This window comes from Govania unica, from assembly GCF_027920805.1.
Classification (GTDB): Bacteria; Pseudomonadota; Alphaproteobacteria; order Sphingomonadales; family Govanellaceae; genus Govanella; species Govanella unica.
In genome coordinates this window covers 372,035-384,306 of record NZ_JANWOI010000002.1, presented here as the reverse complement: position 1 = coordinate 384,306, position 12,272 = coordinate 372,035, and the positions used below count along the sequence as shown (strand labels likewise).

The 12,272-nt window shown below is 58.1% G+C and carries 12 protein-coding genes; 6 read left to right on the top strand and 6 right to left on the bottom strand.

Features of this window, described 5'->3' with window-relative positions; translation table 11 throughout:
- Positions 1 to 10: 10 nt before the first annotated feature.
- Entirely contained in the window at positions 11 to 1,363 is a 1,353-nt protein-coding gene (gene glmU / locus NYP16_RS06570; RefSeq protein ID WP_274943324.1) for a bifunctional UDP-N-acetylglucosamine diphosphorylase/glucosamine-1-phosphate N-acetyltransferase GlmU, read from the bottom strand.
- A gap of 107 nt (positions 1,364 to 1,470) precedes the next feature.
- Here glmU and gph point away from each other — a divergent pair, with 107 nt between their 5' ends.
- Positions 1,471 to 2,160 carry a phosphoglycolate phosphatase gene (gene gph / locus NYP16_RS06565; protein ID WP_274943323.1) on the top strand — a complete coding sequence of 230 codons (690 nt, stop codon included), beginning with the start codon at positions 1,471 to 1,473 and terminating at the stop codon, positions 2,158 to 2,160.
- On the opposite strand, the gene NYP16_RS06560 is transcribed toward gph, so the two are convergent.
- From NYP16_RS06560 to NYP16_RS06540, 5 genes are all read right to left on the bottom strand, one after another.
- Complete coding sequence (locus NYP16_RS06560) at positions 2,129 to 3,211, bottom strand: nucleotidyltransferase domain-containing protein (RefSeq protein ID WP_274943322.1); 1,083 nt, start codon at positions 3,209 to 3,211, stop codon at positions 2,129 to 2,131. The genes gph and NYP16_RS06560 overlap by 32 nt on opposite strands.
- The gene (locus tag NYP16_RS06555) at positions 3,208 to 4,083 is read right to left on the bottom strand and encodes an HprK-related kinase A (protein WP_274943321.1); all 876 of its coding nucleotides are present in this window, start codon (positions 4,081 to 4,083) and stop codon (positions 3,208 to 3,210) included. The genes NYP16_RS06560 and NYP16_RS06555 overlap by 4 nt, the downstream gene beginning before the upstream one ends.
- Before the next feature lie 112 nt (positions 4,084 to 4,195).
- Entirely contained in the window at positions 4,196 to 4,744 is a 549-nt protein-coding gene (locus tag NYP16_RS06550) for a hypothetical protein (protein ID WP_274943320.1), read from the bottom strand.
- A 75-nt stretch (positions 4,745 to 4,819) separates the two neighbouring features.
- A complete protein-coding gene (locus tag NYP16_RS06545) occupies positions 4,820 to 5,137 on the bottom strand; it encodes an HPr-rel-A system PqqD family peptide chaperone (protein WP_274943319.1) in 318 nt (105 codons plus the stop codon).
- A gap of 5 nt (positions 5,138 to 5,142) precedes the next feature.
- Entirely contained in the window at positions 5,143 to 5,553 is a 411-nt protein-coding gene (locus NYP16_RS06540) for a hypothetical protein (protein WP_274943318.1), read from the bottom strand.
- Positions 5,554 to 5,946: 393 nt separating this feature from the next.
- Between NYP16_RS06540 and NYP16_RS06535 the strand changes: the two genes are divergently transcribed.
- The 5 genes from NYP16_RS06535 (at position 5,947) to pstB (ending at position 12,256) form a co-directional block, all read left to right on the top strand.
- Complete coding sequence (locus tag NYP16_RS06535; protein ID WP_274943317.1) at positions 5,947 to 7,326, top strand: sensor histidine kinase; 1,380 nt, start codon at positions 5,947 to 5,949, stop codon at positions 7,324 to 7,326.
- Positions 7,327 to 7,561: 235 nt separating this feature from the next.
- Positions 7,562 to 8,602 carry a PstS family phosphate ABC transporter substrate-binding protein gene (locus tag NYP16_RS06530; protein WP_279347188.1) on the top strand — a complete coding sequence of 347 codons (1,041 nt, stop codon included), beginning with the start codon at positions 7,562 to 7,564 and terminating at the stop codon, positions 8,600 to 8,602.
- A 121-nt stretch (positions 8,603 to 8,723) separates the two neighbouring features.
- The gene (pstC, locus tag NYP16_RS06525; RefSeq protein ID WP_274943315.1) at positions 8,724 to 10,106 is read left to right on the top strand and encodes a phosphate ABC transporter permease subunit PstC; all 1,383 of its coding nucleotides are present in this window, start codon (positions 8,724 to 8,726) and stop codon (positions 10,104 to 10,106) included.
- Between the two features lie 7 nt (positions 10,107 to 10,113).
- The gene (gene pstA / locus NYP16_RS06520; RefSeq protein ID WP_274943314.1) at positions 10,114 to 11,424 is read left to right on the top strand and encodes a phosphate ABC transporter permease PstA; all 1,311 of its coding nucleotides are present in this window, start codon (positions 10,114 to 10,116) and stop codon (positions 11,422 to 11,424) included.
- Between the two features lie 40 nt (positions 11,425 to 11,464).
- Entirely contained in the window at positions 11,465 to 12,256 is a 792-nt protein-coding gene (gene pstB, locus NYP16_RS06515) for a phosphate ABC transporter ATP-binding protein PstB (RefSeq protein WP_274943313.1), read from the top strand.
- Positions 12,257 to 12,272 lie beyond the last annotated feature (16 nt).

Genomic DNA, 12,272 nt, shown 5'->3' with positions numbered 1-12,272 from the left:
CGAGGCAAAATTACTTTTTCTTATTCCGGGCGCGGAACTTCGCGGCCCAACCGCCGATCTCGCGTTGTTCGGCGCGTGTGACGGCTAGTGAATCCGTGTTCACATCCTTGGTCACCACGCTGCCGGCCCCGATGATGGCACCGTCGCCGATTTTGACCGGCGCGACCAGTGATGAATTCGATCCGATGAAGGCTCCAGCCCCGATCTCGGTCTTGAATTTGTTGAAACCGTCATAATTGCAGGTGATGGTCCCCGCCCCCACATTGGCGCGTGAGCCGACGCGGGCATCGCCGATATAGGTCAGATGATTGACCTTGGCGCCTTCCTCAAGCACCGATTTCTTGATTTCAACAAAATTTCCGACCTTGGCCCCTGCCCGCAGATCGGCGCCTGGACGCAGCCGGGCATAGGGACCGACTTCTGCCCCCGCAGCCACCGTCGCCCCCTCCAGATGAGAAAAAGCATGGATCGTCACATCGTCGCCAACCGTGACCCCAGGCCCGAACACCACATTCGGTTCCACCACCACATCGCGGCCAAGCTTGGTGTCATAGGAGAAAAACACCGTCTCCGGCGCGATCAAGGTCGCCCCATCGGCCATGGCACGGGCACGGGCAGCGCGCTGATAGATAGCCTCCACCATGGCCAGTTCACCCCGAGCATTGACGCCGACCACCTCGGTCTCATCCGTCTCGATCACCGCCGCCGAAAGGCCGCGCGCGCGGGCAATGGCGACGATATCGGTCAGATAATATTCGCCATTCGCATTGTTATTGGTGAGTTTCCCCAGAAAATCGAACAACAGTCTGCCATCGACCGCCATGATTCCCGAATTGCACAGGGTGATGCGACGCTCGTCTTCGCTTGCATCCTTATGTTCAACAATCGCATCAAGACTGCCGTCGGACGCAAGCTTCAGCCGGCCATAAGCCAGCGTATCGGCCGGACGGAAGCCAAGCACCACAAGGGCCGGACATTGACCGTCCGCTCCCGGCCTGCGGCGGGCGTCAATCATGCGACGCAGCGTCTCCGCACTCGTAAGCGGCACATCGCCATAGAGAATCAGGACGTCCCCTATAAAGTCTTTCAAGGCTGCCTCGGCCTGCTGCACGGCATGGCCGGTGCCAAGCTGCGGCTCCTGCACCACGGTATCGGCGCGGCCTTTGACTGCGGTCTCCACCTGTTCGCGGCCGTTGCCGACCACGACCACTTGTCGCACCGGATCAAGGCTTGCCACGGCGGCCATCACATGGTCGAGCATGGGCCGGCCGGCCACCGGGTGCAGCACCTTATGCAGGCTGGATTTCATGCGGGTGCCCTTGCCTGCGGCAAGGATGATGGCAGCAATGTCTGATGAGGTCATGAACAGCCCGTCAGGAATGATTGATTACAGTAAGAAATCTGTGCCAAAACCTGCCACAAAGCTTCTAAGATTTCCATAATGAGCTACTCAAGACAAAAGGCGAATTTATGACCAACGATTTTCCCGCCGCAGTTATTTTCGATCTGGATGGAACCCTGGTCGATTCCGCCTTTGATCTGACCGGGGCGCTCAACTTTGTTCTGCGCAGCGAAAACCGCCCGCCGGTGCCGCTTGCAGCGGTCCGCCATATGGTTGGGCGCGGCGCACGGGTGCTCATTGAAAATGGCATGGCCGCCACCGGCGCTGCTGCGACGGAAGACGACATCGCCCGCCTGCTGCCGCTTTTCCTCGACTATTATTCGGACCATGTGGCCGATGAAAGCATCCTGTTCCCCGGTGCGCGCGCGGTCCTTCTGGAGCTTGCAGAAGCCAATGTGCGCCTTGGAATCTGCACCAACAAGCCGATCTCCCTGACCCATCAACTGTTGCGTGCGCTCCAGATCGACGACCTGTTCCCCGCCGTGCTCGGAGGCGACAGCCTGCCGTTTCGCAAGCCCGATCCACGTCATATTCTGGAAACGTTGCGGCTTCTGGACATTCCGGCCACAAAGGCCGTGATGGTCGGCGACAGCATTCACGATATCGAAGCCGCCAAAAAAGCCCCCATGCTGGTGATCGGTGTCACCTTCGGCTATTCGGAAACCCCGGTGGCCGATCTCCTGCCCGACGCTGTGATCGACGCTTACGCAGACCTTCCCGCCGCCCTCAGGCTTTTGACGAAAGACCGAGTTTTTTAAGCGCCTTGGTCGACAAATGCCGCGCCAGCATCAGGGGCGGCATGCGCAGCCAGTGCGACCGCAGATAGAGCAGCTCCCCGGCGATTCTCCGGCCCGGAGCATGTTCAAACAAAAATGTCGGGAACAATGCCGATTCCACCAACCGATCCATCAGCGCCCGAACCGGCGCGGGCGGGCCCAGACGATCGAGCGCCGGGCGTACAGTCGCGGGCGGACTGACAGCGAATAACCGCTCCACATAGCGAAGGCTGTAATAAAGCGGCCGGCCCAACCCGAGTTCTTCGGCACGGGCGATGAGCCGCCCCCAGTAATTCGGGTCCCGACCGGCGAAATCACGCAGCATATCGCGCTGATCCAGCACATCGCGGAGCGCGCCCCGGACCTCGCCATCCTGAAACAGATGAACGGCACTATGGAGCAGCATATCCGTGTCGGCCAGCCGGTAGAGATCATCATCGAGCGGCACCGCCGCCGCCAGCAACTTGTCTGCATCCGGCCGCAACCGTCCGGTCAGGGGCAGAATCGTGTGATGAACATCAATCATGCTGTTGCGCTCAGGGTGACGGAGCGGCGGCAGCTCATGCATCCAGTCGCGGTAATATTGCTGATCATAGTCACTGGTTTTCAGCGGCTCCCACCCTGCCGCCATCAATGTTGCCTCCGTCAGGGTGAGATCCGCGTGTGCCACCAGGATATCGATGTCCGAACTCGGTCGGCCCACGGCGCAGGGCATCTGGGCGGCCATGTAGGCCGCCCCCTTCAACAGCACGATCTTCTGCCGCCGCCCCCAGAAGGCCCGCTTCAGACGGTCGATTTCCCAGGTGATGCGGGTATGGCTGAGCGCCGCCTGCCGCTCGGCCGCGCGCAATTGTCCCTGTATGTTCGCAGGCAACTGATCAAAGATTCCAGCCGCGCGGGCATCCGCCGCGATCCGCGCAAGCAGCACCGACGCCCGGCCGAGATAAACCAGACGCGACCAGTCGGCGGGCGTCACAGCCACCAAACTCGCCGGATCCCGAAGCGCACGCAACAACAGATCTGACGACCTCATGCAAATTGCTCCGCCAGATCATTGACCATGGCCATGCCCTGATCGAGCGAGCGATAGACCAGTCGAAACGCCCGGCACTGATCGGCGAGATCCGCAAGGGTGGTGAAAGCCAAGGCCCCCAGCCGGTCGCAATTGACACTCGCACTCCGCACCATGGCGAAGGCTTCGGGTTTCGGCAGCTCGATCGCCTGTGGCGCCGCATCCGGCCGGTATTCGGGGTAAAGGATCAGAAAGGGCCGCCCGGGTTCCCGATCGCGAGCCAGTGCCTCGGCCGATGGCCGTAGATAGCGGATGGTGCCCTTCGGCGTCTTCTCATAAATGCGGCTGAACTGACTGTCGGGGATGCGCTCCCCAAGCACTGGAATCGAGCTGTTTTTAAGCGACACCGGCCGTGGATAAGGGAAAAACTGAAAGCTTTCGGGATGAAGCACGGCGAATTCATCGGAAAACAGCCGCCAGCCGGAGAAAGCCAACCCCGCCGTCAATGTGCTTTTGCCGCTGCCCGACGCGCCAGGCATCAGAATGGTGCGGCCGTTCTTTTCAACAATCCCGGCATGAAAAATCAGATAATCATCGGCAGTGGTGGCGATCAGCCAATTCAGACCCATTTCATGGGCCAGCACCCCGATATCGGCGGGCAAAGGCACGAAGGGCGTGTTCACCATGCCCGCGTCGGCCATGACGCTCGGCCGGACCCAGCGCCGGAGCGGCGACACCGGCCGCACTTTCAGATGATAATCGATGAAGTCATCGGCACCGACCGTCGCATAGCCCGTATAAAGGCTCAAGATATCGCGGGCCACTGCGGGCACCGCGCATTGAACCCGTGCCGAAAAAGGCCCGACGCGAAAAGCCAGGCCCTCGCCGCGCAAAACGCGCTCATGGGACGCTGTGATAATGGTCTATTCCCCCCGCATGCTTTTTGCGTAACCGCCCGGATACCTGAGCGCCCCGAATGCCTGAGTGTAGGGGAAAATCCTGCTGTTACGACAACCCGTTGATGGATTGCAGGCAGGTGGTGCCGATATTTCCGTTATACACTAGCGCGCGCAGGCCATTGATGTCGGTATTGCGATCCGCCACCCGATCCCCTGCAGACCCATGGGGATCCTGGGTTACAAAGACGGTTTCATACTGGTCATACCAGGCAAGTTCACTTGAACCTGGCCCGTTGCCGTTATTGCCGCAACTCCCGTTATTTCCATTGTTCCCGTTCCCGTTCGTGTTCCCTTTTCCCTTGCCATTCCCGTTATTGCCATTTGGGTTCCCGTTATTGCCGCAATTCCCACTGTTGCCGTTATTCCCGGCCGCGGTTATGCCGGCTTTCGGGATCGGCTGGAAATTCTCGTCAACGCGGATGAGCTGACCCGGTATCGGCAGGGTGCCATCTTTCACGAGACACCCGGAGGACAAAGCCCAGGCCGAGGTCGAGCGAAACGTCAGAACCACAGGTGCGCCAACAGCGCCAAGACGCAAAAGTCGCCGCCGCATATCACGGTCGGCGTTATGGTCATCTTTATTCATGTCGGACATCTTGCTTCCTGTATCACAAGGATAAGCCAATCACCTAAACGCCTTGTATGATATTGCCATCAGATTGAGAAGAAATTAATAGCAATCAGGCTTTTGCAAGACCCCCGGAAATATAAGCCCCAGGCGATCGAATTCCGCAATGGCTTCTGCGACGCGCGACGCAATGTCGCCGCCCTCCGAACCCAGAAGTTCGGCTAGCTGCGCCACGACCTCGGTTTCGGTACGTGGCTGTTCAATGAAAAGATCCAGAATTTCCCGCGCCAAGGGGTCGAGCAAATGCGTCTCGCCCGATCGCGGGTCATAAAGAACGGAAAAAGAGCCGAACTCACGCCAAAGAAAGCCGGAAGCCCCTGCCCCTGCCCATAAAACGTCCCTCAGAGCCTCACCCGACATAACAATCACAAGGTTGGAGCGGACATAATCGACTGCAAACAGGTTATGCCGATATTGTTGTTGTAAACGAGGGCCCGCAAGACGTTCGGGTCGGTTGTCGTGGTCACGGCATCCCCGGGGCTCTGGGCCACCTGGATCAACAGATATTGATCGCCAGGGCCACTTGAATTGGGATTTGGAATCGGCGCACCACTTTGGTCGACGGCAATGATCGCCCCTGGAATAGGAAGCTGGCCGGAAGCCCCAACAATGCAACCGGTAGAAAGAGCCCAGGCCGAAGTCGAGCGGAAGGTCAGCACCAATGGCGCACCAATACCACCAGCCACGAGCAAGCGACGCCGCAGGATACGCGCCGCGTCAGCCGCTGCCGTTTCCGGAGCTTGCGCCACCTCACGATCAATCGGTTGTTTAGTCATGATGGAAAACCCCTCTTCGATGTCGACATCCGCCTCTCCGCCTGGCCACAAACGGGTACACAGACATTTTCAGCGCTTGATTTGGACGACACAAACCTTGCGGCAAAACCCGCCGCACATCCTTGAGACTGAGTTAAGCAAAACTCACGCCAGAATACAAATTCTTAGCAATTCCATAGTTCTACCGTTACTGACACAATCTGGACGGACTATTGACGCCTCCAAACTGTAAAGTAATCCGACAGTGCATGCCCTTACTGTAAACAATCCACTGCAGCCGTCCTCTTTGTCATAAAACCGTAATTGACCAGCCCTAAGACTCTATCTGTCCGTCCACTGTCTGCTAAACTAGCGAAAGACGCCCTGCTTTCCCCCATATTCATGTAGCAAGACATGCCAAATAACGTTTCTCAGTCTCATTTCCTGCGTTTGCTTGCTGCGGCGGCGGCACTTCTGATCGTCCTTTTTTTGCTGACCGTTCTCGGGGAACTGCGAGGCTGGGTTGCTGCTCTTTTATGGTTCGCGACCGCGATCTCGCTAATCTCGCTCTATAACCGCTACACCACGGATCTTGAAAACGAGCAAAGACGAGCCCGGATCCTGTCGACCCGCCGATCCTGGACAACGAAACAGCGTGTCGAAAACACCCCCGCCTTTTTGACCAATATCGTTGAAGGCATGGGCGATCCGCTCATACTCCTTGATATGAAGCGCCGGGTTGTCGAGGCGAACCGGGCTGCCCGTGAGCTCCTCGGTAACCATATCGTCGACAAGGACATCGCCTTTTATCTGCGGCATCCCCTGGCGCTCAAGGCCATCGAACAGGCCATCGCGGACGGCGCGCCCCGGGAACTTGAAATCTCCCTGCTCGATCCCGTGGAACGCGCGTTTCTCATGCGCGTGACCATCATCGACGCCACCGACAAAGACGCCACCGGACCGGAATTCTCCGGAAACTCGGAGGATTCCGAACCGATCCAGTATCTGATCCTGTCCATTCTCGACATCACCAAGATCAAGCTGGCGGAAAAAATGCGGGTCGATTTTGTCGCCAATGCCAGCCACGAGCTGCGCACGCCTCTCGCCTCCGTCATAGGTTTTATCGAAACCCTCGATGGCCCCGCCGCCAATGACGCCGTGGCGCGGAAGCGCTTTCTTGGCATCATGATGGCCGAAGCCTCGCGCATGCAGCGCTTGATCGACGATCTCCTGTCGCTGTCCAAAATCGAAATGGACCAGCATTTACCGCCCGAAGGCATTGTGGACCTGGCGCCTCTGCTGACTGGCCTTGCCAATACGCTTGAGCTGCGCGGCGGCGATCCGGCTCCTTTGGTGACATTGCATGTACCTGCGGATTTGCCATCAGTGCGGGGGGATCGTGACCAGCTTACCCAGGTGTTTCAGAACCTGATCGACAATGCGATCAAATATGGCCGCCCCGAAGAGCCTGTCGAAATTACGGCAAACGCCATAGATAACATGCCCGGCCGCAGCGGGCCTGGCGTCGGGGTGACAGTATTCAACCCCGGTGACGGCATTCCAGCAGAACATCTGCCCCGCCTGACCGAACGCTTTTATCGGGTCGACAACGCCCGCTCGCGCAAGCTCGGCGGCACCGGGCTTGGCCTTGCCATCGTCAAACATATTATTACAAGGCACCGCGGCGCGATGAATATCGACAGCCTCCTTGGAGTCGGCACGACGGTGACTGTCTATCTTCCGCAAGCAAAAGCAAGCCAATCGGAGCTGAATTATGACAGTCCGTCACAATAATTCAGATTGTCACTTTATCTGAAATCAACAGCTTAGCAGCGTTTTCCTCCCTTGATCCACATCGAACCCCGCGCCTGTAATAGAACTGTCACAAAACCGTCGTATCAGGTTCATAGCCGCTCGTTACCGTCCCGGCATCTGATGGAAGACCCACTCGGACAGGGGGTTAGAAATATCCCGAAGCCGCAAATCTTCCCAGACAGCCATCTGGAAACAATTTGGAGAAGTTAACGTGCTGAAACAATCCTTCTACGCTGTCCTCAGCGTCGGTCTTCTGGCCTCGGCCTGGTCCACAGGCGCCGTTGCGCGCGACCAGATCCGCATTGTCGGCTCATCCACGGTCTTCCCGTTCTCCACAGCGGTCGCAGAAGAATTCGGGCGCGGCGGCAAATTCAAAACTCCGATCGTCGAATCGACCGGTACAGGCGGCGGCTTCAAGCTGTTCTGCTCAGGTGCTGGCGTCGACAGCCCGGACATCGCCAATGCCTCGCGCCGCATCAAAAGCTCTGAGATGGATGCTTGCGCGAAGAACGGCATCACCCAGATCACCGAAGTCAAATTCGGCTTCGACGGCATCGTGATCGCCAATTCCAAGTCCAACAAACAGAGCAACTACACTCTGAAGCAACTGTGGCTCGCACTGGCCAAGGAAGTCCCGGTTAAGGGCAAAATGGTCGCGAACCCCTACAAGAAATGGAACGAGATCGACCCGTCCCTGCCGAACAAGAAAATCGAAGTTTATGGTCCCCCGCCGACGTCCGGCACCCGCGACGCCTTTGCTGAACTGGTAATGGACAAGGGCTGCGAAGCTTTCCCGGAAATCGCCGCACTCAAGAAGTCCGACGAAAAGAAATTCAAAGCCACCTGCCAGACCCTGCGTGAAGATGGCGGCTATATCGAAGCTGGCGAAAACGACAACCTGATCGTCCAGAAGCTCCAGGCCAATGCCAGCGCTTATGGTATCTTCGGTTACAGCTATCTTGATCAGAACGCCGACGTGATCCAGGGCAGCCTGATCGACAACATTGCCCCGAGCTTCGACAATATCGCCGCGGGCAAATATGAAGTGTCGCGTTCGATCTATTTCTACGTGAAAAACGCCCACCTCGGTTCGGTTCCCGGCCTGAAGCAGTATGTGAAGGAATTCACCAGCGAGAAGGCCTGGGGCGACGAAGGTTACCTCGCGAACAAGGGCCTGATCCCCTTGCCGAAAAAAGATCGTGATGCAGTCGCCGTTTCGGCCAATGCCTTCACGCCCTTGAAGCTGACGAAATAAGATTGTTAGGATGCCGGAGGGAACGTGACCGTTGCCTCCGGCATCATTCTTGATTAAGACCGCTCATACCATATGCTTAGATGCATTTTTTAGCGTTCATTGTTTCTAGAGACAGGCCCCCATGTCGATCAGCACACTTTTTCTTCTGATCCTGGTCTTGACGGTCGCCAGTTATTATCTTGGCCGATCGCGCGCACTGGCGCAGGCACATGGGCGGGTTCAGTCCCTGCATTCCTTGCCAACTTATTACGGCTGGTTTTCCGCGACCGCATTTCTGCTCCCGGCAGTGGCGGTCCTTTTCCTTTGGGTTGCCTTTGGCAACAGCTTCATCGACGGCCGCATCATGGCCGGACTCAAGACCACGCTGACGCAGGATAGCCACGGGCATTTCAAGCTGCTTCTGAATGACGTCCATAATATTGCCTCAGGGGTCATCAAGGCCGAGGATCCGAACGGCCCCCTGGCCCAGGCCGCGACCAAATACAAATCTCTGCAAAATCAGGGCATCTGGGCCACCACCTCACTGGCGGTTGGCCTTGGCCTGATTGGCGCCTTATTGGCTTTGCGCCTGATTTCGCCAGATTACCGGGCCCGGCAGCGTGTCGAAAAGATTTTAACGCAGTTTTTGATTGCCTGCTCCACCCTCGCCATTCTGACCACCGCCGGGATCGTCTTTTCGCTGATATTCGAGGCCTACCGCTTTTTCGAACGGGTGCCGATCCAGGAGTTTCTGTTCAGCACGAACTGGAGCCCGCAAACGGCCATGCGCTCCGACCAGGTCGGCAGCTCCGGCTCCTTTGGCTCAGTCCCGCTTGTGGTGGGCACATTGCTCATCACCTTCATTGCCATGCTGGTGGCGGTGCCGATCGGGCTCATGAGCGCCATTTTCATGACCCAATATGCAAGCCGGCGCTGGCGTAAGATCATCAAGCCTTTGCTCGAAGTTCTCGCCGGCATCCCGACTGTGGTTTATGGCTTCTTTGCCGCCCTGGTGGTGGCACCGTTTTTTCGTGGGCTTGGCGAAAGCATCGGTATTTCCGTCGCCTCGGAAAGTGCCATGACCGCCGGGATCGTCATGGGCATCATGATCATTCCTTTTGTGTCGTCGCTGTCCGATGACGCCATCGCGGCCGTACCGCGCACCTTGCGCGACGGCTCTTATGCCTTGGGCGCGACCAAATCCGAAACCATCCGGCAAGTCCTGATCCCCGCCGCCCTGCCCGGCATCGTCGGCGCAGTGTTGCTGGCCGTGTCGCGCGCCATCGGGGAGACCATGATCGTCGTCATGGCCGCCGGGCTGTCCGCCAACCTGACCTTTAATCCGCTCGAAGCTGTGACCACCGTGACTGTGCAGATCGTCGCCCTTCTGACCGGCGACCAGGAATTCGACAGCTCGAAAACGCTGTCGGCTTTCGCCCTCGGTCTGCTGTTGTTTACGGTCACGCTGGCCCTCAATGTGGTCGCCCTCCGGGTCGTCCGCAAATACCGCGAAACCTATGAGTGAGCGCATCATGAGCATCGTTCAGGACAAAACCGACAATGCCATCTGGGACTCTCCCGACATGCGTAACCGCATTCGTCGTCGCTATGCGGCCGAACGTCGGTTCAAGGCCATGGGCCTCGGCGCGGTGCTGTTTGCGGTCGCCGCACTGCTCATTCTTCTCGCCACCATTCTCAGCAAGGGTCTCGGCGGCTTTACGCAAACCCAGGTCCGGCTGGACATCCATTTCGATCCGGCCGTAATCGGCGATCCGAACGCCCCGGATTTCAAGCATCTGGCGGAAGACGCCGATTATGCGGCTCTGGTGCGCGACAGCCTGAAAAAGACCTTCCCCGAAGTCACCGAACGTCGTGATCTGCGCGCCCTCACCAGCCTCATGAGCGCCGGCGCACGGGTTGAACTGCGCAAAATGGTGCTGGATGACCCAAGCCTTGTGGGACAAACCAAACCCCTCTGGCTGCTCGCCTCGGCCGATGTGGACATGTATATCAAGGGCTCGATCAGTGGGTCCGGACATGAAAACGACCGCCGCGTCAAAGACAACGCCGTCAGCTGGATCGAAGCGCTCAAAAAAGATCATCGCATCGAGGCCCGCTTCAACTGGCATTTCTTCACTTTTGGCGACAGCCGTGAGCCGGAAATGGCCGGGATCTGGGGGGCCACTGTCGGCTCGCTCCTGACTTTGGCCGTGACGCTTCTGATTGCCTTTCCGGTCGGTGTGAGCGCGGCCATTTATCTTGAGGAATTTGCCCCGCAGAACAGATGGACGGATGTGATCGAGGTCAATATCAACAACCTCGCCGCTGTGCCGTCCATTGTGTTTGGTCTGCTCGGGCTTGCCGTCTTTCTGAATACCATGGGGCTGCCGCGATCGGCGCCTCTGGTCGGCGGCATGACGCTTGCGCTGATCACCTTGCCGACCATCATCATCGCCTCCCGCGCCGCCATCAAGGCCGTGCCGCCGTCGATCCGTGCGGCCGCAACCGGGCTTGGCGCGTCCAAAGTCCAGGTGGTCATGCATCATGTGCTGCCGCTCGCCATGCCCGGCATCCTGACCGGGACCATCATCGGCATGGCCCATGCCCTGGGTGAAACCGCGCCGCTTTTGATGATCGGCATGGTCGCCTTTATCGTCGATGTGCCGCAAGGCATCATGGACCCCGCCACCGTGCTGCCGGTACAGATCTATCTCTGGGCTGACAGCCCGGAACGCGCCTTTGTGGAAAAAACCTCCGCCGCCATTCTGGTCTTGCTTATGTTCCTGATCTTTATGAACGCGATCGCCATTATGCTGCGCCAGAAATTTGAACGCCGCTGGTAGTATGGACAGAGTTGAACAGACTGGAACGAAAACCATGAATATGGACGCAAGAACAGAAGCCGCCGCCAGAACGCGCATATCGAAAATGACGGCGTCCGGCGTCAACGTCTTCTATGGTGAAGCACAGGCGCTTCATGATGTGAACCTTGAGATTTTCAAGGATGAGGTCACAGCGCTGATCGGCCCTTCGGGCTGCGGCAAGTCGACATTCCTGCGCTGCCTCAACCGTATGAACGACACTGTTGAGGGTTGCCGAGTAGAGGGTAAGATCACCCTCGACGCTCATGATATCTATGACAATTCCATGGATGTTGTGCATCTGCGGGCCCGCGTCGGCATGGTGTTCCAGAAACCGAACCCGTTCCCGAAATCGATCTATGACAATGTGGCCTATGGCCCGCGCATACATGGCCTCGCAAGCAAGGGCGCGCAACTGGACGAGATCGTGTTCACCAGCCTTAAGAAAGCCGGCCTGTGGGACGAAGCCAAAGATCGCCTCGACCAGCCGGGTACGGCTTTGTCCGGTGGTCAGCAGCAGCGTCTCTGTATCGCTCGCGCTATTGCCGTCGATCCGGAAGTGATCCTGATGGATGAGCCCTGCTCGGCGCTCGACCCCATCGCCACCGCCCGGATCGAGGAACTGATCGACGAATTGCGCGGCCGTTACGCCATTGTCATCGTCACCCATTCCATGCAACAGGCTGCCCGCGTGTCACAAAAGACCGCGTTCTTCCATCTTGGCCGTTTGATCGAATATGGCGCCACTGCCGATATTTTCACCAATCCCAAGAAAGAAAAGACCAAGGACTATATTACCGGGCGTTATGGCTGATTGAGGAGTTAGGACG

What these genes read in the sequence shown, in the direction of transcription:
- NYP16_RS06560 (WP_274943322.1), bottom strand. Translation starts at nt 3,211, where the DNA reads ATGAGGTCGTCAGATCTGTTGTTGCGTGCGCTTCGGGATCCGGCGAGT.
- pstB (WP_274943313.1), top strand. Translation starts at nt 11,465, where the DNA reads ATGGACGCAAGAACAGAAGCCGCCGCCAGAACGCGCATATCGAAAATG.
- pstC (WP_274943315.1), top strand. Translation starts at nt 8,724, where the DNA reads ATGTCGATCAGCACACTTTTTCTTCTGATCCTGGTCTTGACGGTCGCC.
- NYP16_RS06535 (WP_274943317.1), top strand. Translation starts at nt 5,947, where the DNA reads ATGCCAAATAACGTTTCTCAGTCTCATTTCCTGCGTTTGCTTGCTGCG.
- NYP16_RS06545 (WP_274943319.1), bottom strand. Translation starts at nt 5,137, where the DNA reads ATGTCGGGTGAGGCTCTGAGGGACGTTTTATGGGCAGGGGCAGGGGCT.
- pstA (WP_274943314.1), top strand. Translation starts at nt 10,114, where the DNA reads ATGAGCATCGTTCAGGACAAAACCGACAATGCCATCTGGGACTCTCCC.
- gph (WP_274943323.1), top strand. Translation starts at nt 1,471, where the DNA reads ATGACCAACGATTTTCCCGCCGCAGTTATTTTCGATCTGGATGGAACC.
- NYP16_RS06540 (WP_274943318.1), bottom strand. Translation starts at nt 5,553, where the DNA reads ATGACTAAACAACCGATTGATCGTGAGGTGGCGCAAGCTCCGGAAACG.
- NYP16_RS06550 (WP_274943320.1), bottom strand. Translation starts at nt 4,744, where the DNA reads ATGTCCGACATGAATAAAGATGACCATAACGCCGACCGTGATATGCGG.
- glmU (WP_274943324.1), bottom strand. Translation starts at nt 1,363, where the DNA reads ATGACCTCATCAGACATTGCTGCCATCATCCTTGCCGCAGGCAAGGGC.